General features: G+C 72.7%; 17 protein-coding genes, 1 tRNA gene and 1 riboswitch. Of the genes, 15 read left to right on the forward strand and 3 right to left on the reverse strand.

Going from position 1 to position 19,185, the window contains the following annotated elements:
* Positions 1-78: 78 nt before the first annotated feature.
* Entirely contained in the window at positions 79-672 is a 594-nt protein-coding gene (locus ACWEV0_RS11260; protein WP_453148508.1) for a histidine phosphatase family protein, read from the reverse strand.
* 145 nt (positions 673-817) lie between these two features.
* Here ACWEV0_RS11260 and ACWEV0_RS11265 point away from each other — a divergent pair, with 145 nt between their 5' ends.
* The 7 genes from ACWEV0_RS11265 to ACWEV0_RS11295 all read left to right on the forward strand — a co-directional run bounded on the left by ACWEV0_RS11265 (position 818) and on the right by ACWEV0_RS11295 (position 6,951).
* Positions 818-1,720, forward strand: a complete 903-nt coding sequence (locus ACWEV0_RS11265; protein WP_453148510.1) for a phosphatase PAP2 family protein — start codon at positions 818-820, stop codon at positions 1,718-1,720.
* On the forward strand, positions 1,638-2,807 hold the full coding sequence (locus ACWEV0_RS11270; protein WP_453148511.1) for a hypothetical protein: 1,170 nt from the start codon (positions 1,638-1,640) through the stop codon (positions 2,805-2,807). The genes ACWEV0_RS11265 and ACWEV0_RS11270 overlap by 83 nt, the downstream gene beginning before the upstream one ends.
* Entirely contained in the window at positions 2,798-4,384 is a 1,587-nt protein-coding gene (locus ACWEV0_RS11275) for a hypothetical protein (RefSeq protein ID WP_453148512.1), read from the forward strand. Before ACWEV0_RS11270 ends, ACWEV0_RS11275 begins: the two co-directional genes overlap by 10 nt.
* The gene (locus ACWEV0_RS11280; protein WP_453148514.1) at positions 4,381-5,709 is read left to right on the forward strand and encodes an AAA domain-containing protein; all 1,329 of its coding nucleotides are present in this window, start codon (positions 4,381-4,383) and stop codon (positions 5,707-5,709) included. The genes ACWEV0_RS11275 and ACWEV0_RS11280 overlap by 4 nt, the downstream gene beginning before the upstream one ends.
* Before the next feature lie 87 nt (positions 5,710-5,796).
* Positions 5,797-6,153, forward strand: coding sequence for a hypothetical protein (locus ACWEV0_RS11285; RefSeq protein WP_403801009.1), 357 nt, complete (start codon positions 5,797-5,799; stop codon positions 6,151-6,153).
* Positions 6,154-6,272: 119 nt separating this feature from the next.
* A complete protein-coding gene (locus ACWEV0_RS11290) occupies positions 6,273-6,887 on the forward strand; it encodes a bifunctional DNA primase/polymerase (protein WP_453148516.1) in 615 nt (204 codons plus the stop codon).
* Positions 6,878-6,951, forward strand: a tRNA-Lys gene (locus ACWEV0_RS11295). The genes ACWEV0_RS11290 and ACWEV0_RS11295 overlap by 10 nt, the downstream gene beginning before the upstream one ends.
* Positions 6,952-7,007: 56 nt before the next feature.
* Here ACWEV0_RS11295 and ACWEV0_RS11300 read toward each other — a convergent pair.
* Positions 7,008-8,273, reverse strand: a complete 1,266-nt coding sequence (locus ACWEV0_RS11300) for a M6 family metalloprotease domain-containing protein (RefSeq protein ID WP_453148559.1) — start codon at positions 8,271-8,273, stop codon at positions 7,008-7,010.
* Between the two features lie 367 nt (positions 8,274-8,640).
* On the opposite strand from ACWEV0_RS11300, the gene ACWEV0_RS11305 reads away from it, so the two are divergent.
* Complete coding sequence (locus tag ACWEV0_RS11305) at positions 8,641-10,608, forward strand: putative bifunctional diguanylate cyclase/phosphodiesterase (protein ID WP_453148518.1); 1,968 nt, start codon at positions 8,641-8,643, stop codon at positions 10,606-10,608.
* Between the two features lie 96 nt (positions 10,609-10,704).
* Here the strand turns inward: ACWEV0_RS11305 and ACWEV0_RS11310 are convergent, their stop codons facing one another.
* Positions 10,705-13,083, reverse strand: a complete 2,379-nt coding sequence (locus ACWEV0_RS11310) for a chitinase C-terminal domain-containing protein (RefSeq protein ID WP_453148520.1) — start codon at positions 13,081-13,083, stop codon at positions 10,705-10,707.
* Between the two features lie 255 nt (positions 13,084-13,338).
* Positions 13,339-13,468: riboswitch (FMN riboswitch) on the forward strand.
* A gap of 181 nt (positions 13,469-13,649) precedes the next feature.
* Here ACWEV0_RS11310 and ribD point away from each other — a divergent pair.
* The 7 genes from ribD to hisG are packed head-to-tail and all read left to right on the forward strand — an operon-like array spanning position 13,650 to position 19,041.
* Entirely contained in the window at positions 13,650-14,777 is a 1,128-nt protein-coding gene (gene ribD, locus ACWEV0_RS11315; RefSeq protein ID WP_453148522.1) for a bifunctional diaminohydroxyphosphoribosylaminopyrimidine deaminase/5-amino-6-(5-phosphoribosylamino)uracil reductase RibD, read from the forward strand.
* Positions 14,778-14,779: 2 nt separating this feature from the next.
* Positions 14,780-15,400: a riboflavin synthase gene (locus ACWEV0_RS11320; RefSeq protein WP_453148523.1), complete on the forward strand. Its 621-nt coding sequence runs from the start codon at positions 14,780-14,782 to the stop codon at positions 15,398-15,400.
* A gap of 44 nt (positions 15,401-15,444) precedes the next feature.
* Entirely contained in the window at positions 15,445-16,038 is a 594-nt protein-coding gene (locus tag ACWEV0_RS11325) for a nicotinamide mononucleotide transporter family protein (RefSeq protein ID WP_453148560.1), read from the forward strand.
* Positions 16,035-17,315: a bifunctional 3,4-dihydroxy-2-butanone-4-phosphate synthase/GTP cyclohydrolase II gene (locus tag ACWEV0_RS11330; protein ID WP_453148525.1), complete on the forward strand. Its 1,281-nt coding sequence runs from the start codon at positions 16,035-16,037 to the stop codon at positions 17,313-17,315. Before ACWEV0_RS11325 ends, ACWEV0_RS11330 begins: the two co-directional genes overlap by 4 nt.
* 33 nt (positions 17,316-17,348) lie before the next feature.
* A complete protein-coding gene (gene ribH, locus ACWEV0_RS11335; protein WP_046907436.1) occupies positions 17,349-17,834 on the forward strand; it encodes a 6,7-dimethyl-8-ribityllumazine synthase in 486 nt (161 codons plus the stop codon).
* 34 nt (positions 17,835-17,868) lie between these two features.
* Entirely contained in the window at positions 17,869-18,141 is a 273-nt protein-coding gene (locus ACWEV0_RS11340) for a phosphoribosyl-ATP diphosphatase (RefSeq protein ID WP_116162050.1), read from the forward strand.
* 51 nt (positions 18,142-18,192) lie between these two features.
* The gene (hisG, locus tag ACWEV0_RS11345; protein WP_451610815.1) at positions 18,193-19,041 is read left to right on the forward strand and encodes an ATP phosphoribosyltransferase; all 849 of its coding nucleotides are present in this window, start codon (positions 18,193-18,195) and stop codon (positions 19,039-19,041) included.
* Positions 19,042-19,185: the final 144 nt, after the last annotated feature.

The raw sequence follows: 19,185 nt of genomic DNA on the forward strand, positions 1-19,185 counted from the left end.
CGCACCAGCCACGCGCCAGCCACGCGCCGAGCCCCGTACACAGCCGCGCGCCGAGCCCCGTACCGACGGCTCCCGCGCCTATTCCAGGTGGCCCGTGTCGTTCCAGCGCTCGACCGCGGGGGCGCCGTACGCCCAGCCGAGCACCGACAGGCTGGTCGGGTCGAGGCGGATGCGGGCGGCGTAGGAGACGTCCTCGCCGAGCCAGCGGGCGCCGATCGAGCGCAGGATGTGGCCGTGCGCGAAGACCAGGACGTCCCGGTCGGCCGAGCGGGCCCACTCCACGACCTGGTCGGCACGGGCCGACAGCTCGGCCATCGTCTCCCCGTCGCGCACGCCGTCGCGCCAGATGAACCAGCCCGGCTGGAGGTTCTGGATCTCGGGCGGGGTCAGCCCCTCGTACGCGCCGTAGTCCCACTCCATCAGCGCGTCCCAGTCCGTCGCCCGCTCGCCGAAACCGGCCAGCTCGCAGGTCTCCCTGGCCCGCACCAGCGGGCTGGTGCGCACCTCGACGCCGTCGAGCCCCTGCCACGGCCCGCGCGCGAGCCGCTCGCCGAGCAGCTTCGCGCCGCGCCGGCCCTCGTCGAGCAGCGGGATGTCGGTCCTGCCGGTGTGCCGGCCGAGCAGCGACCACTCGGTCTGGCCGTGCCGGGCGAGCAGGATGCGCGGTGCCATGAAGGCTCTCCAGGTGTTCACGGGAACGTGTCCCCTTACGGGTGCCCGTCCATCATCGCCCACCCGAATTCGCGGTGACCGGCGGGCAACCTCCCGGGCCCGGACCGCGTCCTCCCACGATCAGGAACGAGTGGGGGGACCTTGTATGCCCGGGCACAGACCACGCTGGTGGCTTGAGCTGATACTGATCGCCGCGGTGTACGCGGCCTACTCCGCCGGGCGGCTGCTCGCCGCCGGGGACGTCTCGGACGCCGTCGGCCACGGCCTCGGGATCCTCCGGACCGAGGAGTGGCTGGCGATCGACTTCGAGCACCCGCTGAACCGCCTGTTCACGGCGACCCCCGCGCTCGGCATCCCCGCCGACTTCGCCTACGCGTCCCTGCACTACCTGGTCACGCCGGCCGTCCTGGTCTGGCTGTTCCGCCGCCGCCCCGCCGCCTACCTGGCCGCCCGCACCTGGCTGATGACCGCCACCCTCCTCGGTCTCGTCGGCTTCGCGCTGCTGCCGACCTGCCCGCCGCGGCTGCTCGACCCGATGCACGGCTTCACCGACACGATGGCGCACTTCAGCGCGTACGGCTGGTGGGGCGGGCAGGCGAGCGCGCCGCGCGGGCTGGGCGGCCTCACCAACCAGTACGCGGCGATGCCGAGCCTGCACGTGGGCTGGGCGCTGTGGTGCGGCGTGATGCTGTGGCGGTACGGGCGGAAACCGCTGGTCAGGGCGGTCGGCATGGCGTATCCGCTGCTGACCGCGCTGGTCGTGATGGGCACCGCCAACCACTACTTCCTGGACGCGGTCGCCGGGGCGGCGGTGATGGGCGCGGGGCTGCTGCTCACGCCGCACGTGCGCCGGGTCGCGGACCGTCTCGCAGACCGTCTCGCAGACCGTCTCGCGGACCGGAACTTCGGGGGCGAATCCCCGCGAAACTCCCCGCTTGTCAGTGGCGGATGGGAGACTTCCGCGGGTGAGCGCATCCCTGGACAGCGGTCCGCACCGGCCGCCGCGGACGACACCGCCGCAGACGACACTCCGGCATCGGCTCGCTGAGCTGCGCGGACCGGCCATCGTGCCGCGTCCGCTCGACGCGCGCGCCCTGGCCGCCCTGGCCGCGAACCCGGGCTGCAAGCGGCGCGCGATCCTCGACGGCGCCGGAGTGGACAAGACCGCGCTCGCGGCGAAGCTGGGCGCGCCGTCGTCGTTCGGTCAGTCGCAGTACGCGATCGCCCGGGGCAACGCGTTCGAGGCGAAGGTGAAGGCCGACGGGGGCCGGGAGCTGCTCGCCCTGCTCGGCATCGCGGAGCCCGGCACCGTGGACGTGCCGGAGCTGGCGGCGGCCGGACCCGAGGGCCGGGCGGCCCGCACGGCGCTCACGCTGCGGGAGGCGACGGCGGCCGGCCGCTGGGCGCTGCTCGACCATCCGATGCTGGCCCTGGAGGTGGCGGGCTCCCCCGTCTATCTGGAGCCGGACGCGGTCGTGGTGCACCCCGACGGGCGGTGGACGGTCGTCGAGATCAAGTCCTTCCCGATGATCGACGGCGCGGCCGACGCGTCGAAGGTCGGCGCGGCGGCCCGCCAGGCGGCGGTGTACGTCCTGGCCCTGGACCGGATCGCGGCGCACACGGAGGGTGCGACGGTGGCGCACCGGGTGCTGCTCGTCTGCCCGAAGGACTTCTCCAACCTGCCGACGGGTTCGGCGGTGGACGTGCGCAAGCAGGTCGCGGTCACCCGGCGCCAGCTGGCCCGGCTGACCCGTATCGAGGAGATCGCGGACGCGCTGCCGGAGGGCGTCACCTTCGATGTGACCGAGTGCTCGGCGGAGCAGCTGGCCTCTGCGGTGGAGTGCGTGCCGCACGCGTACGCGCCGGAGTGCCTGTCCGCGTGCGAACTGGCCTTCCACTGCCGGACCCGGGCCCGCGCGGCGGACGCGGTGGCGGCCCTCGGCCGGTCGGTACGGGGCGAGCTGGGCGGCCTGACGACGATCGGCGCGGTCCTGGCGGCGGCGCGCGGCGAGGCCGGCGACCCGGACGACCCGGCGGTCGAGGCGCTGCGCCGGGCGCGCGCGCTGCGGACCGAGGCGCTGGAGGCGGCGGGGGCCGGCGCGGGGGCTGCCGCGGAGGTGTCGGCATGTCGCTGATCTCCACGCTCGCCCGGATGGAGGCCGTCGAGGCCGGCCGGGCCCAGCCGCTCGCCACCGTCCGGCACCGGCATCTGTCCGAACGGCCCCTGGTCTTCGTGCCGTTGACCACGTCGGGTGAGGCGGGCGCGCCGCTCGGGGCGCTCGTCGGCACCGACCCGGAGGAGCCGCGGCTGCTCGTCGTGCCGCAGCCCCGCGACCGGGACCTGCGCTTCGCGTTCCTCGCCGAACTGGCCGACGAGATCCTGCCGTACGTCGACTCGTTCGCCGGGGCCGTCGAGGCGGCCGAGCGGTCCGAGACCGACCCGGAGACCGGCAAGAAGGTCAAGGTCGAGGTCGAACTGTGCGCGGACGCACCGCAGCTGGTGGTGCCGAGCCGGGCCGGCGTCGAGTACGTACGCCTCCTCGGACGGTCGACGCGCTTCCGCCGCACGGCCGAGCAGGACCCGGAGACGCCGTTCCCGGCGCCGCCCCGGGTGCCGCTGCTCGGGCGCTGGCTGACGCACTTCGGCGAGCGGGCCCGGGTGCCGGGTGCCTCGCTGCTCGTGGCGGCGACGGACCTGCTGAACCGGCACTGGGCGACCGGCCAGTCGTCCCTGGAGGACCAGCACCTGGGCGCGCTGCTCGCCTGGATCGCTCCCGGCGAGGGGGAGTCCGGCGCGGAGGCGGCGCTGCGCGCCGAGCTCGGGCGGGACGCGCAGGGGCAGTTGCTGTGCCCGCCGGCCGGGCCGGCGACCGACCCGGCCTTCGACAACCGGCTGCTCGCGCCCGCGGTCGAGGCGTACGACCGGGCCCGGCAGGCGCTCGGCGCGGCCGAGGACGGCGGCGCGGCCGAGGACGGCCTGGCCGCGCTGGCCCTGGCCGAGCGGGAGATCCGGCGCCTGATCGCCGCCCAGCTCAAGCCCACCTGGGACGCGGTGTGGCGGGCCCTCGACCTGCTGCGCGAGCTGCCGGAGGGCGCGCGGGTCGCCGACCGCTGGACCCGGGACCGCTGGTCGTTCACCGGCCAGCGGGACCGCATCGCGGCGGGCGAGCCGCCGCAGCCGCGCCGCGACGACGCGGTGACGGCGGCGCAGAAGCTGGCGGCGCGCGAGCAGGCGCAGGGGCAGCTGGAGGCGCAGGAGGCGCTCGACGACCCGCTGGTGATGGCGGGGCGGCGACTCGCGGGCGAGGCGTTCGTCGCGGAGATCACCGAGGTGGTGATGGCGCGCACCGAGAAGAACCGGCCCCGCCCGCTGCTGACCGTCCGCACGGACGACCGCCCGCACCTGGCCGAGGGCGTGAAGGTGTACCGCTCGCTGGACGGCAAGCCGCAGACGGCCGAGTTCGCGCACGCGGAGGAGGACGGGTCGCTCGTGCTGCGGCTCCTGGACAAGATGGGCCGGTCGAAGGAGCCCGCCGAGGGCACGGTGCCGGAGAAGGGCGAGCGGATCACCTGGACGCTGTTCGAGCACGACCAGCGGCCGGGCGCCAAGCTCCCCGACCCGGAGGACACGCCGTGGACGCACGGCGGCCCCCCGCGCTCCGACGACGCCGCCGAACTGCCCGACGCCGTGACCACCGAGGACATCCTGTGACCTTCGACCCCTCCGCCGAGGCCGCCCGGGCCACGGCCGAGATCCTGGCCGACACCCTCCACGGCACCGCCCGTGGCGTGGTCGTGGACTCCCCGCCCGGCGCCGGCAAGTCGACGCTCGTCGTCCGCGCCGCGCTCGAACTGGCCGCCGCCGGACGCCCGTTGATGGTCGTCGCGCAGACCAACGCCCAGGTCGACGACCTGGTGCTGCGGCTGGCCGAGAAGGAGCCGGGGCTCGGCGTGGGCCGGCTGCACTCGAACGACTCGGACCCGTACGACAAGGCGCTCGACGAGCTCGAACACGTACGGAAGTCGTCGAAGCCGGCGGATCTCGCCGGGCTGCCGGTGGTGATCTCGACCGCCGCGAAGTGGGCGCACGTGAAGAACGTCGAGCCGTGGGCGCACGCGATCGTGGACGAGGCGTACCAGATGCGCTCGGACGCGCTGCTCGCCGTGGCGGGGCTGTTCGAGCGGGCGCTGTTCGTGGGCGACCCGGGACAGCTGGATCCGTTCTCGGTGGTCGGCGCCGAGCAGTGGGCCGGCCTGTCGTACGACCCGTCGGCGTCCGCCGTCTCCACCCTCCTGGCCCACAACCCGGAGCTGCCGCAGCACCGCCTCCCGGTCTCCTGGCGGCTCCCCGCCTCGGCCGCGCCGCTGGTCTCCGCCGCCTTCTACCCGTACACGCCGTTCCGCAGCGGTACGGGCCACGGCGACCGGAAGCTCTCCTTCGGCGTGCCCTCGGACGGCTCGGCCCCGGACCGGGTCCTGGACGAGGCCGCCGAGTCCGGCTGGGGCCTGCTCGAACTCCCCGCCCGTCACACCCCGCGCACCGACCCGGAGGCCGTCCACGCGGTCGCCCTCCTCGTCCGCCGCCTCCTCGACCGCGGCGGCGCGGCGACCAGCGAGCGCTCCCCCGCCCCCGTCCCCCTCACCCCGGACCGCATCGCCGTCGGCACCGCCCACCGCGACCAGGCGGCGGCGATCCGCGCCGCGCTCGCCGACCTGGGCGTCGCGGGCGTCACGGTCGACACGGCCAACCGCCTCCAGGGCCGCGAGTACGACGTCACCGTCGTCCTCCACCCCCTGTCCGGCCGCCCCGACGCCACCGCCTTCCATCTGGAGACCGGCCGCCTCTGCGTCCTCGCCTCCCGCCACCGCCACGCCTGCATCGTCGTCTGCCGGGCCGGCGTCACCGAGCTCCTCGACGAACACCCGTCGACGGAGCCGGTCCAGCTGGGCGTCACGGTGAAGTTCCCGGACGGCTGGGAGGCGAACCACGCGGTGCTCTCGCACCTCGCGGAGCACCGGGTGCCCTGGACCCCGTAGGCAGGCCCCTCCGGCCCTCTTGCCAGGCGCGGGAGAATGGAAGGTGGCCCGGGTGTCCGGGCCGCGTGTGTGAGGAGGAGAGGGATCATGGCGGAATCCGCGGAGCGGAGCGGGCAGCGGCGGGTCAGGCCGGCGCCGCTGATCTTCGAACCGGCCGAGGCTGCCGCCGACCCGGAACACTTCTTCGACCTGGAGAAGATCGAGGACCCACGGGAGCTGCTCGCCCGGGCGACCGAGCTGACGCTGGCGTTCCGCACGGCGACGGACCGGGCGATCGAGTACCAGGCGATCGCGGCGGCACAGCTCGCCGACCCGCGCCGGTTCGACCGGCTGACGGCGGCGGACGTGGCCGAGCGGGCGGAGTGGACCGAGGACTACGCCCGCAAGATGATCGAGTTCGGTCAGGACCTGATCCGCACGGGCGGCCGCGACCCGGAGGAGTAGGCCGGGAGGCTCGACCTCCTGGCATATGCCGGGGCGCAAGATACTCCTCCGGCCCCCCTCGTGTCCGGATTTTCGGCAACCCGCCGAGACGGCGCCGTCACGCCCGGTAGACCACTGGCATGACGACGTGGCTGAGCGACGAGACGACGATCCTTTACGACATCTGCCGGCACCAGCCCGCGCGGGTCACCGAGGACGGCGCCACCTGGCTCGCCTCCGCCACGTCCCGCCCGGGCCCCGCGCTCGCGACCTGGGAACAGCATCCCGCCTCCCCCGCCGTACTCCCCTGCGGCACGGTCTTCGACGTGGTGAACGTCGAGCCGACCTTCGGACGCCGGATGCTGGACCGGCTGTGGGCCGAGGGCCCGGGCTGCGGGCCCGTCGCGGTGCACCGGGGCCGCATGCTGCTCTTCGCCGCCCCGGGCACCGCCCAGCGCTTACCGTCCCTGCTCGACTGGGAGGAGTGGGGGCCCGAGGTCCCGAGGCCGCTCTGCCACGGCACCGGCGACGCGGTGACCATCCCGCCGCTCACCCCGCACGACTCGGCCGGCCCGCGCTGGCTCGTCGCCCCCGACACCCGCAAGCCGTGGCTGCCCGGGCCGGAGGTGCTGCTGTGGGCCTGCGTGCGTGCGGTCAGGGCCGTCCGGACGGTTAGGGCGGCCGATGTGCGGGTATCGATTTTTGGTTCCGCGGATCCGGATGCTAATGTCTACGACGTCAGCAGGCGCCGCTAGCTCAGTTGGTTAGAGCAGCTGACTCTTAATCAGCGGGTCCGGGGTTCGAGTCCCTGGCGGCGCACAGACGGAAGAAGCCCCTCGCGGAAGCGGGGGGCTTCTTCGTTGTGCCGGCTGCCGTCACCGCACCGGCTGCGGGCCGCTGATCCGCACCGTCCACACCCCCGCCCTGGTCCGCCCGTCCACCTCGACCCGTACGCCCGTGCCCGGCACCGTGTACGCCTCGCCCTCGCGCAGCGGCGCGTCCGCGAGTGGCGGGTAGACCGAGCGCTCGTAGCACGCCTCGGTGCGCGGGTGGGTGTCGACGACCTCGACCGGGCCGTCGCCGGAGGCCGCCTGGTTGCGGACCCGGTAGAGCAGCACGCCCTCGGTGCAGGTGTCCTTGTCGTTGCCGGTCGCCGAGCGGGCCTCGATCGCGAGGGCGCTGTCCCCGCCCGTACGGACCACGGCGAGCCGGGTGCCGACGGTGCCGCCGGCGACGGGGGCGGCGGCGACCGGCTCCAGGCTGACGACATGGGTGCCCGGGCCGCGTACGCAGGCCACCTGGGAGCGGTCGAGCCAGCCCAGCTTCCACTTGTGCCAGGCGAAGAGGTCGGGCGCGAGCCCGAACTGGCTGCCCATGACGTCCCAGTCGCCGACGTAGGTGTCCCAGTCGCCCTTGCCGTCGGTCGGCCGGTGGTAGAGGTCGGGCAGGTCGAAGACGTGGCCGGTCTCGTGGGCGAGCACGTTGCGGTCCGGCGGGTGGCGCTCGAAGACCGTGACGACCCGCTTGATCTCGGTGCCGTCGGCCTCCAGCGGGTGCTCCAGGTTGACCACCTTGGTGGCGTCGGAGTCCACGCCGGGCGCGTCCGGGTCGGCGACCAGATAGACGATGTCGTAGCGCGAGAAGTCGACCGAGGCGTCGGCGGCCCGGATCGCGTCGCGCAGGTAGGCCGCCCGGTGCTCGGCGCTCCAGTCCCGCCGTATCGCGTACGCCGCCGATTCCCGCGGCATCCGGGTCCAGCTCGTCTGCGGGTGGACGCGCAGGTCGAAGCGGCCGTAGGAGGCGCGCTCGAAGAACTCGGAGGTGCCCGGGAAGTGGTCGGCGGCCAGTTGGGCGGGGGTGGTCATGGGGGCGGAGTCCGGGAAGGACAGGAAGATCATGACCGCGTCGAGGGCCCGGGTGGGGCGCGGATAGGACCCGTTCCAGGTGTCGAGGCCGAGCGAGTGGTGCGCGGCGGTACGGGGCAGGGCGCAGGGTCCCGCCGAGGGCGCGGCGACGGCCGGGCCGGCGACCAGTCCGATCGCGGCGAGCGCGGCGAGAGAGGTGAAGGCGGCCGCGCCGGCCCGCAGGCGCGAACGGCGCACCGGCCCGTGCACTCGCCCGGGTGGCTGCTGACCCTTCACGTGACCCCTCACGTGGACCTCCCGCTCCGGAATGTGCGACACCTCACCCACCTTGTGGTGGTTTGCCGGGTTTCGCACCTTTCCGCTGCCCCGGTCGGGTGAGCGGGACCCGCCGGGTCGACGCGACACGTGCACGCGCCAGCTCACGGAAAGTCACATTCGGTCAGGTCGTCGTCGACCCGTGTCAGACCCGCGCAGAAACGATCGGGCGGACGGTCCGGGTGGGCAGCCTCACAGCCCGCCGGAGGCCCGTGACGGGCCTCGGAGCTGGAACGGCGCCCCGGCCAGCCTCTATGATCGGCACACTTTCCTTGGCCGACCATTCCGACCACATCTGTACGGCCCGAACGCACTACGGGAGCGAGCGGTGAGCGGAACCCCCGAAGGACCAGTGCACCCGTCGGCTGAGCCGGCACTCACGGAGAGTCACCCCCCGGCATCGGAATCCGAACTTTGGGACCCCCGCGCCCCCGAGCTCCGGGACACCGACCCTTGCGACTCCGACCCCCGCGACTCCGCGCACCGGGACTCCGAACTCCGCGACTACCGCGCCGCGTTCAACGCCGCCCGGATCGCGATGGCCATGGTCGACCGGGACGGCATCGTCCTCGCCGCCAACGACTCCTTCGGCTCGCTGCTCGGCACCGAGGCCGCCGCGCTGCGCGAGCAGGCCGCCGCCGACCTCGTCGACCTCGGCTCCGACGGCCGCACCTGGCACGCCTACCGCGAGGTGCTGAGCGGCCGGCGCTCCCGCTTCCGCTGCACCCGCCGACTCAAGCACCCCGACGGACGTTCGCTGTGGGCCGAGGTGACCGTGGCGCCCGTACCCGGCAGCGGCCGGGTGCTGCTCTCGGTCGCGGACATCAGCGACCGGCGCGAGCTCCAGGCCCGGCTGCGCCACCTCCAGATGCACGACCCGGTCACCCGGCTGCCCAACCGCACCCTGTTCTTCGAGCGGTTGACGGCGGCCATCGAGAGCGCCGCCGTCGAGAGCGCCGCGTCCCGGGGCCCGGAACCGGCGCCGGACCAGTCGTACGAGTCGTACCAGTCGTACCAGTCGTACGGGCATGGCAGAACAGGGCGGATCGGCATCTGCTACCTGGACCTGGACGGCTTCAAGGCGGTCAACGACACCCTCGGCCACCGGGTCGGCGACCGGCTGCTCGCCGCCGTCGCCGGGCGGCTCACCGAGTGCGCGGACGGCTACGGATACACCCGCAACGGCGGCCATCTGGTGGCCCGGCTCGGCGGCGACGAGTTCGCGATCCTGGTCGAGGACTCCACCGGGACCGAGCAGCTGGCCGACCTCGCGCAGTCCGCGCTGACCGCGCTCCAGGAGCCGTTCGACCTGGCCGGGCAGCGCCTCTCGGTCTCCGCGTCCATCGGTGTCGTCGAGCGCCCGGCCCAGGGCTCCTCCGCCACCTGCCTGATGCAGGCCGCCGACACCACGCTCTACTGGGCCAAGGCCGACGGCAAGTCCCGCTGGACCCTGTTCGACCCCGAGCGCAACGCGCACCGGATGACCAGGCAGGCGCTCAGCTCCACCCTCCGACCGGCCGTCGAGCGCGACGAGTTCGCGCTCGAGTACCAGCCCCTCGTCGACCTCGCCGACGGCTCGGTGCGGGGCGTCGAGGCCCTGGTGCGCTGGCACCACCCGCAGTTCGGCGTGCTGACGCCGAATCGGTTCGTCGGCATCGCCGAGGAGGACGGCTCCATCGTCGAGCTCGGCCGCTGGGTGCTGCGGACCGCCTGCCGCCAGGCCCGGCAGTGGCAGAAGGACCACCCGGGCGACCGGCCGATCTTCGTCAGCGTCAACGTGGCGGTCCGCCAGGTCTGGGACTCCGACCTGGTGGCCGACGTCGCCGGCATCCTCGCCGAGACCGGGCTCGCGCCCCACCTGCTCCAGCTCGAACTCACCGAGTCCGCCGTCATGGGCTCGGCCGGCCGGCCGCTCCAGGCCCTCCAGGCACTCAGCGACATGGGCGTGCGGATCGCCATCGACGACTTCGGCACCGGCTACTCCAACCTCGCCTACCTCAGCCGTCTCCCGGTCTCCGTCCTCAAGCTCGACGGCTCCTTCGTCCGCGGCTTCCAGGACGAGGCGCACGCCAACCCGGCCGACGAGCTGATCGTCGAGGCGCTCGTCCAGCTCGCCCACCGGCTCGGGCTCACGGTCACCGCCGAGTGCGTGGAGACCTCGGGCCAGGCCGCCCGGCTGCGCCGGATCGGCTGCGACACCGGACAGGGCTGGCTCTACTCGCGGGCGGTGGCCCCGGAACGCATCGCCGAACTGATCGGCGTCGCGCCCCTGCCCGTGGAGCCGCTCCCGGCGTAGCCCGTACGGCGTCCGTGGCGAGCGGGGCATGGAACTGCCCCCGGCCGGAGGGACATTCCGGGCGGGGGCAGCGGTCTTACGAGGGCGGCGTCAGGATCAGCAGGCGCCGAGGTCCTGCCAGACGCCCCACTCGCCGGTCGTGCCGGGCTCCTCGTTCTGCGTCCACCACTTGGCCTTCCAGTTGTGGCCCTTGTGGGAGACGGTCTGGCCGCCGGTGTAGACCTGGCCGGCCACGTACGCCGGGGCGGTGCAGGTGCCGCCGGTCGGCGTGGGCGTCGGGGTCGGCGTCGTGGTGGTCGGGGTCGGCGTGGGCGTGGTGGTGGTCGGCGTCGGCGTCGGGGTCGCGGTCGAGCCGCCCGGCTCCACCACCGTCGTGCCGCGCGCCAGGTCGGCGGCGAGCGCGTACGCCGTGCCGTTGATCGTCACCGTCCAGTTCGACGGAGTCGACACCGGCAGGTAGTAGTTGAAGGCCACGTCGACGGTGGCTCCGGGGGCGAGCGACTGCCAGGCCGGGAGCTTCAGGGAGACCCGGTGGAAGTCGCCCTTCAGGCCGCCCACGTTGCTGCCCGTGTGGTCGCTGCTGATCACCTTCGTACCGAAGCCGGACTGGTCGGAGGCGTTGTTCGGGGCCGAGGTGGAGTAGTCGAACTGGAACTCCGTGCCGCCCGGCAGGGTCGTCTGCGTGTTGTTGGTGATCCGGAGCTTCGGCGTGATCGGGTAGTTGGAGTCGCCCAGCTTGAAGTCGGTGAACTCCACGCCCACGTTCACGGCCTGCGTCGGCAGCGGCCTGTTCGACTTCTTCGCGCCGTACGGGGTGGCCGCCTTGAACTTGTCGTACATCAGCGAGGTGAGCGTGGAGCCCATCTCGTACTGGCCCTTGGCCGCGTTCCAGCCGTAGTCGCCGGCCAGCTCCCAGATCATCGTGCCGCCGATGCCGCGGTCGACCACGTAGTCGGCCTTGGCGCCCACCGACTGCTCGTCCTCGGTGGACAGGAAGACCTTCTTCTCGGCGTTCCACAGCCATGGGGCGACCAGCGTGGAGTCGTACTTGCGGGCGTAGGTGCCAGTCAGCGTGGTGTTCGCGGGGAAGCCGTACTTGGTGACGTAGTCGCCGACGATCCCCTTCTCCAGGTTCTTGGCGTGCCACATCGGGTTGGAACCGGCGGGCGACTCCTGCCCGTTGGTGTCCTTGTCGTGCCACAGGTTGTCGATGCCGGAGGCACCGTCACCGCACTTGGTCAGGCCGGAGCCGGCCGGGCAGGTGGTCGCGGCTGCCTTGCCCCACAGGCCGTCGGTGCCGCCCTGTACGTTCTTGTGGCCGCGGGTGTAGTAGGGCAGGCCGATGTTGATTCGGCCGGCCGGCATCGAGCCGCGGAAGTAGTGGTAGGCCCAGTCGGTGTTGAGGTAGCCGATGGAACCGTACTGCGAGGAGCCGTAGACGTTCGCGGCGGCGAGCTCGGCGTCCTTGCCGTCGTCGAAGAGCGAGGCGTTCGGGCCGACGTACTCGTTCCAGGCGCCGTGCAGGTCGTAGGACATGATGTTGACGTAGTCCAGGTACTTCTGCATCTGGAAGGTCTCCATGCCGCGCAGCAGATAGCCGGAGGAGGGCGCGGCGACGGTCAGCAGGTAATGCCTGCCGTCGGCGGCGCCGGCCCGGTCGAGCTTCTCGCGCAGCGACTTCATCAGGGCCGCGTAGCCCTGCACGAGGCCCGCGCGGCGCGCGTTGGCGAGCTGCCAGTCGAGCGGGTTGCCGGCGTCCTTCATCGTCGTCGGGTACTCGTAGTCGATGTCGACGCCGTTGAAGCCGTACTTGCGGATGAAGTCGACGGCGGAGTTCGCGAACGTGTCGATCCCGGCCTGGTTGACCGACCCGTCGGCGTTGGTGGCCATCGCGTAGAAGCCGCCGGAGTTCACCCGGTTGCCGCTGTCGTCGAAGTAGCCGCCGGTCTCCGCCCAGCCGCCGACCGAGATCAGCGTCTTCACGTTCGGGTGGGTCTTCTTGAACTTGTTCAGCAGGTTGAAGTGGCCCTTGTAGGGGTACGCCGGGTCCATCTCGGCGCCTGCGACACCGGGCCAGGTCATCCCGGTGGCCGCGTTGTCCGGGCCGTCCGCGCCCACGGACAGCTTGTTGTCGCCGCCGACGTGGCCGAAGGCGTAGTTGATGTGGGTGACCTTGTCCCACGGGATGTCGGAGGCGAGATAGGCGGGCTCGCCGTTCTTGCCGGTGCGCCAGCCGGTGAAGTAGCCGATGACCCGGCGCTGGTGGTCCGCGCCCATCTTCTCGCGGCCCTCGGTGTCGTAGACCGAGCAGTACGGGACGTCGACGCCGGGCGTCTTGTAGAGCCCGTCGGGGCGACAGCTCTCGTTGTCGGCCGCGTACGAGACGCCGCCGGTGGTGAGGGAGCTGATCAGCAGCCCGGCGACGGCGGCGCCGGAAGCGAGCAGCGAGGCCCTCTTCTTCGTGGGGGACAGCACGATCGGTTCCTCCAAGGGAGGTGGGCGGGGAACACAACGAACAACGGGGTGGGTCGTGTTGGGCCCGTGGAGTGCGCACACCGGCGGGCCGTACCTCGGAGGTGACACGGAGATTAAGAGGACTAGACCAGTGCGTCAATAGGTCTGGACCAAAGGCGTATTCCGTGGGAGGGTGGGCCGGGCTGTGAGTCAGCCCACAGGGCCTCACCCGTATGGCCGGTCTTCGTCCGTGGCACACTGGCCCTGTATCAGCAGCAGCGCACTCCGGGGTCGGTGTAATTCCGAACCGGCGGTATAGTCCGCGACCCGTCCGCAGCCAGCGGCCGGTTGACCAGGTGAGATTCCTGGACCGACGGTGAAAGTCCGGATGGGAGGCAGTGCGCGGCGGGCGACCCCTTCACAGGGGTGAGCCGGCCGTACGTCCGCTGGTCGCCGTACCGGTCTCCGGTCCCCGGCGCACCCGGAGGACATCCGGCTTCGGCGCACCCTGCGCGAGGCCGTCGTACCCGCTCTCTGTCGTCATCGACAGGCCCCGGAGTCCGTGCCCGAAGAGGCAGGAGGACCCGGTGGCCACGCCAGCCGACATCACCGCCATGCGACGCGCGATCGCGCTCGCCGCCCGCGGACTCGGCTCCACCAGCCCCAACCCCGTCGTCGGCTGCGTCATCACCGACGCCTCCGGCCACCAGGTGGGCGCCGGGTGGCACCAGCGCGCCGGCGGCCCGCACGCCGAGGTCCACGCGCTGCGCGAGGCCGGCGTCCTGGCCCGCGGCGGCACCGCGTACGTCACCCTCGAACCCTGCAACCACACCGGCCGCACCGGCCCCTGCGCCCAGGCCCTCATCGAGGCCGGGATCGCCCGTGTCGTCTACGCGGTCGGCGACCCGAACCCGCAGGCCACGGGTGGTGCCGACACACTGCGCGAGGCCGGCGTCGAGGTCGAGCAGGGCGTCCTGCGGGACGAGGCCGAGGCCGGCAACACCGCCTGGCTCACCTCCGTACGCGAGGGCCGCCCCTTCGTCCGCTGGAAGTACGCCGCCACCCTCGACGGCCGGATCGCCGCCGCCGACGGCACCTCCCGCTGGATCAGCTCCGCCGAGTCCCGCGCCGACGTCCACCGGCTGCGCGCCGAGGCCGACGCCGTCCTGGTCGGCGGCGGGACGCTGCGCGCGGACGACCCGCACCTCGCCGTCCGCGGCATCGAAGGCGTCACCCAGCCGCTGCGGATCGCCGTCGACACCCGCGCCGAGCTGCTGCCCACCGCCCGCGTCCTCGACGACGCCGCCCCCACCCTGCTGGTCGTCGGCGAGGACGCCGACACCCGGCACCTGCCCGGCGTCGAACTGCTCCGGCTGCCCCTGCACGACGGCCGCATCGACGTGCACGAGCTGCTCACCCGGCTGTACGCCCGTGGCATCCGCTCCGTCCTCCTCGAAGGCGGCCCCACCCTCGCGGGCGCCTTCGTCGCCGCGGGCGCCGTCGACCAGGTCGTCGGCTATCTCGCCCCGGTACTGCTCGGCGCCGGCCCCGCGGCCCTCGCCGACGCAGGAATCACCACCATCACGCGTGCGTTGCGCCTCGACGTCATCGACACCGCGCGCATTGGATCCGATATCCGCATCACCGCCGTTCCCGGCGCCGTCCCCACCGCCGGCCCCACCGCCCCTGCCGTCCTGACCCCCAAGGGAGCCTGACCGTGTTCACCGGAATCGTCGAAGAGCTGGGCGAGGTCGTCGCCGTCGAGCAGCTGGCGGACGCCTCCCGTTTCCGCCTGCGCGGCCCCGTGGTCACCGAGGGTGCCCAGCACGGCGACTCGATCGCCGTCAACGGCGTCTGCCTCACGGTCGTGGAGTTCGGCGACGGCGAGTTCACCGCCGACGTCATGGCCGAGACCCTCAAGCGCTCCTCGCTGGGCGCCCTGGAGGTCGGTTCCCGCGTCAACCTGGAGCGGCCCATGGCCGTCGGCGGACGCCTCGGCGGCCACATCGTCCAGGGCCATGTGGACGGCACCGGCACCGTCCTGGAGCGCGAGCCCTCCGAACACTGGGAGATCGTCAAGGTCGGCCTGCCCGCGCAGCTCGCCCGCTACGTCGTCGAGAAGGGCTCCATCACCGTCGACGGCGTGAGCCTCACCGTCGTCGAGGTCGGCGACGACTGGTTCACCATCAGCCTCATCCCCACCACCCTCGCCCTGACCACGCTCGGCATCAAGCAGCCCGGCGCCCCGGTCAACCTCGAGGTGGACGTCATCGCCAAGTACGTCGAGCGGCTGCTCGGCCCGAACGGACCGTCGAACGGACAGGAGAACGTCAAGTGAACTGGCTCAACTCCGAGGCCTTCGCCGTCTTCGGCCAGCACATCATGTGGTCCGACATGATCGGCAACACGATCGGTCTGATCGCCCTGGCCCTCGGCTGGCGCCGCTCCATCCTCACCTGGCCCGCCCAGCTGCTCTCCGGCCTGATCCTCGTCGGCGCCTACGCCTCCGCCCACCTGGCCGGCGGCGTCGGCAAGCAGCTCCTCGTCATCGGCGTCGCCGCCTGGGGCTGGTGGCAGTGGAACCGCGGCCGCCAGCAGGCGCAGGACGGCTCCATCGCCGTCCGCTTCGCCACCTGGAAGGAGCGCGGACTGCTCCTGGGCGGCGCGGCCCTCGGCACCCTCGCCGTCGGCGGCCTGTTCACCCTCTACCCGTCGCTCTCCTGGAGCCCGTGGGCCGACGCGTACATCTTCGTCGGCACCCTCGTCGCGATGGTCGCCCAGGCCCGCGGCCTGGTCGAGTTCTGGTTCGCCTGGCTCCTCGTCGACCTGGTCGGCGTCCCGCTCGCCTTCAGCAGCGGCCTCGCCTTCTCCGGCCTGGTCTACGTCATCTACTTCGCCCTCGTCATCTGGGGCATGCGCGACTGGTGGCTCCGGTCCCGCGCCGTTCCCGCCACTCTGGAAGGAGCCCACGCATGAGCAGTGCGCTGCCTCTCTGGGACGCCACCGACCTCACCCTCGACCCCGTCGAGCAGGCCATCGCGGACATCGCCGCCGGCCGCCCCGTCGTAGTCGTGGACGACGAGGACCGCGAGAACGAGGGCGACCTCGTCATCGCCGCCGAGAAGGCCACCCCCGAGGTCGTCGCCTTCATGATGAGCGAGTGCCGCGGCCTGATCTGCGCCCCCATGGAGGGCGACGAGCTGGACCGCCTCCGGCTGCCGCAGATGGTCGACGACAACACCGAGTCGATGAAGACCGCCTTCACCGTCTCCGTCGACGCGACCGCCGCCCACGGCGTGACCACCGGCATCTCCGCCGCCGACCGCGCCACCACCCTGCGGATGCTCGCGAGCGGCGTGCACGAGCCCGGCGACTTCGTCCGCCCCGGCCACATCTTCCCGCTGCGCGCCAAGGACGGCGGCGTGCTCGCCCGCAACGGCCACACCGAGGCCGCCGTCGACCTCGCCCGGCTCGCCGGGCTCCGCCCGGCCGGCGCGATCGTCGAGATCGCCGGCGAGGACGGCGCCATGCTGCGGCTGCCCGAGCTGATCCCGTTCGCCCGCAAGCACGGCCTGACGATCATCTCCATCGAGGACCTGATCGCCTACCGCCGCTCCGCCGAGCCGACCGTCCGCCGCGAGGCCGAGGTCCAGCTGCCCACCGCGCACGGCGAGTTCACCGCGTACGGCTACCGCTCCACCGTCGACGGCGTCGAGCACGTCGCCCTCGTCCACGGCGAGATCGGCGACGGCCGGGACGTGCTGGTCCGGGTCCACTCCGAGTGCCTCACCGGCGACGTCTTCCACTCGCTGCGCTGCGACTGCGGCCCCCAGCTCCAGGCGTCCATGGACCGGATCACCGAGGCCGGCCGCGGCGTCGTGGTCTATCTGCGCGGCCACGAGGGACGCGGCATCGGCCTGCTGTCCAAGCTGCGCGCGTACGAGCTCCAGGAGCGCGGCCGCGACACCCTCGACGCCAACCTGGAGCTCGGCCTGCCCGCCGACGCCCGCGACTACGCGGCCGGCGCGCAGATCCTCGCCGACCTCGGCGTCCGCACCCTGCGCCTGATGACCAACAACCCCGACAAGGTCGACGCGCTCACCCGCCACGGCCTCACCGTCGAGGGCCGCGAGCCCATGCCCGTCCAGGCCGGCGAGCACAACCTCACCTACCTGCGCACCAAGCGGGACCGGATGGGCCACGACCTGCCCTGGCTGGACGGCACGCAGCCGTCCACCTGCGGAAACCAGTAAGTCAGCACATACCGAGATCGACCAAGGAGAACCATGAGCGGCAAGGGCGCACCCGTCCTCAGCGTGAAGAACTGCGGCGACCTGCGGGTGGCGGTCATCGCCGCCCAGTGGCACGAGAAGATCATGGACGGCCTCGTCGACGGCGCCCTGCGGGCGCTCAGCGAGCTCGGCATCGAGGAGCCCACCCTGCTGCGCGTCCCCGGCAGCTTCGAGCTCCCCGTCGTGGCCAAGGTGCTCGCCGGACGCGGCTACGATGCCATCGTGGCCCTCGGCGTCGTCATCCGCGGCGGGACGCCGCACTTCGAGTACGTGTGCCAGGGCGTCACCCACGGCCTCACCCAGGTCTCGATCGACACCGGCGTACCCGTCGGATTCGGCGTCCTGACCGTGGACAACGAGGAGCAGGCCCTGGACCGGGCCGGCCTGGAGGGCTCCAGCGAGGACAAGGGCCACGAGGCCGTCACCGCCGCCGTCGCCACCGCCACCACGCTGCGCACGGTCAGCGAACCCTGGCGCTGAGTGCAAGCCTCGCACCCCGTACTCTTAGGACATCATGGCGAACAAAACCTTCGAAGAGCTCTTCGCCGAGCTCAAGCTCAAGGCCGAGACCGGCGACCCGGCGACCTCCCGTACCGCGGAACTGGTCGGCAAGGGCGTCCATGCCATCGGCAAGAAGGTCGTCGAGGAGGCCGCCGAGGTCTGGATGGCCGCCGAGTACGAGGGCAAGGAAGCCGCCGCCGAGGAGATCTCGCAGCTGCTGTACCACGTCCAGGTGATGATGGTCGCCCGCGGGATCTCGCTCGACGACGTCTACGCCCACCTCTGAGCACCGAGCACCCGACACCCCGAAACTCCTGAGGCAAAGGAAGCCCACCCCATGCTGCGCATCGCCGTCCCCAACAAGGGTTCTCTCTCCGGACCTGCGATGGAGATGCTCCATGAGGCGGGCTACCGGCAGCGCAAGGAGTCCAAGGAGCTCGTCACCGTCGACCCGGACAACGAGGTGGAGTTCTTCTACCTCCGTCCCAAGGACATCGCGATCTACGTGGCGTCCGGCCGGCTCGACATCGGCATCACCGGCCGCGACCTGCTCCTGGACTCCGGCGCCAACGCCGAGGAGATCCTGCCGCTGAACTTCGGCCGTTCCACCTTCCGCTACGCCACCCGCCCCGGCACCGCGAAGGGCCCCGAGGACTTCCACGGGATGACGATCGCCACCTCCTACGAGGGCATCGTCGCCAAGCACCTCGCCGAGCAGGGCGTCGACGCCTCCGTCGTCCACCTCGACGGCGCCGTCGAGACCGCGATCCAGCTGGGCGTCGCCCAGATCATCGCGGACGTCGTCGAGACCGGCACCAGCCTGCGCAACGCCGGCCTGGAGGTCATCGGCGAGCCGATCCTCACCTCCGAGGCCGTCGTCGTCCGCCGCACCGGCGCCACGGCCGACGACCCCAAGGTGCAGCAGTTCCTGCGCCGCCTCCAGGGCGTCCTCGTCGCCCGCTCGTACGTGATGATGGACTACGACTGCCGCGCCGAGCACCTGGAGCAGGCCGTCGCCCTCACCCCGGGCCTGGAGTCGCCCACCGTCTCGCCGCTGCACAACGAGGGCTGGGTCGCCGTGCGCGCCATGGTCCCCGCCAAGGAGGCGCAGAAGGTCATGGACGACCTGTACGAGCTGGGCGCGCGCGCCATCCTCACCACGGCCATTCACGCCTGCCGCCTCTGACCCCGACCGCCGCCGCTCAGCCGGCCGCTCGCCGCTGAGCCGGCCGGTGGCCGCCGAGCCGCCCGGACGCCGGTGAGCCGGCCGGTGGCTGCCGAAGAGCCGCCCGGTCGCCGCCGAGCCGGCCGGTGGCCGCCGAGCTCGCCC

This window comes from Streptomyces sp. NPDC003943 (assembly GCF_053605265.1).

Bases quoted from the DNA above. Each gene is read 5' to 3' on its own strand.
- ACWEV0_RS11330 (WP_453148525.1), top strand. From the start codon at position 16,035: ATGAGCAGTGCGCTGCCTCTCTGGGACGCCACCGACCTCACCCTCGAC.
- ribH (WP_046907436.1), top strand. From the start codon at position 17,349: ATGAGCGGCAAGGGCGCACCCGTCCTCAGCGTGAAGAACTGCGGCGAC.
- ACWEV0_RS11265 (WP_453148510.1), top strand. From the start codon at position 818: ATGCCCGGGCACAGACCACGCTGGTGGCTTGAGCTGATACTGATCGCC.
- ACWEV0_RS11285 (WP_403801009.1), top strand. From the start codon at position 5,797: ATGGCGGAATCCGCGGAGCGGAGCGGGCAGCGGCGGGTCAGGCCGGCG.
- ACWEV0_RS11290 (WP_453148516.1), top strand. From the start codon at position 6,273: ATGACGACGTGGCTGAGCGACGAGACGACGATCCTTTACGACATCTGC.
- ACWEV0_RS11325 (WP_453148560.1), top strand. From the start codon at position 15,445: ATGTGGTCCGACATGATCGGCAACACGATCGGTCTGATCGCCCTGGCC.
- hisG (WP_451610815.1), top strand. From the start codon at position 18,193: ATGCTGCGCATCGCCGTCCCCAACAAGGGTTCTCTCTCCGGACCTGCG.
- ACWEV0_RS11340 (WP_116162050.1), top strand. From the start codon at position 17,869: ATGGCGAACAAAACCTTCGAAGAGCTCTTCGCCGAGCTCAAGCTCAAG.
- ACWEV0_RS11275 (WP_453148512.1), top strand. From the start codon at position 2,798: ATGTCGCTGATCTCCACGCTCGCCCGGATGGAGGCCGTCGAGGCCGGC.
- ACWEV0_RS11260 (WP_453148508.1), bottom strand. From the start codon at position 672: ATGGCACCGCGCATCCTGCTCGCCCGGCACGGCCAGACCGAGTGGTCG.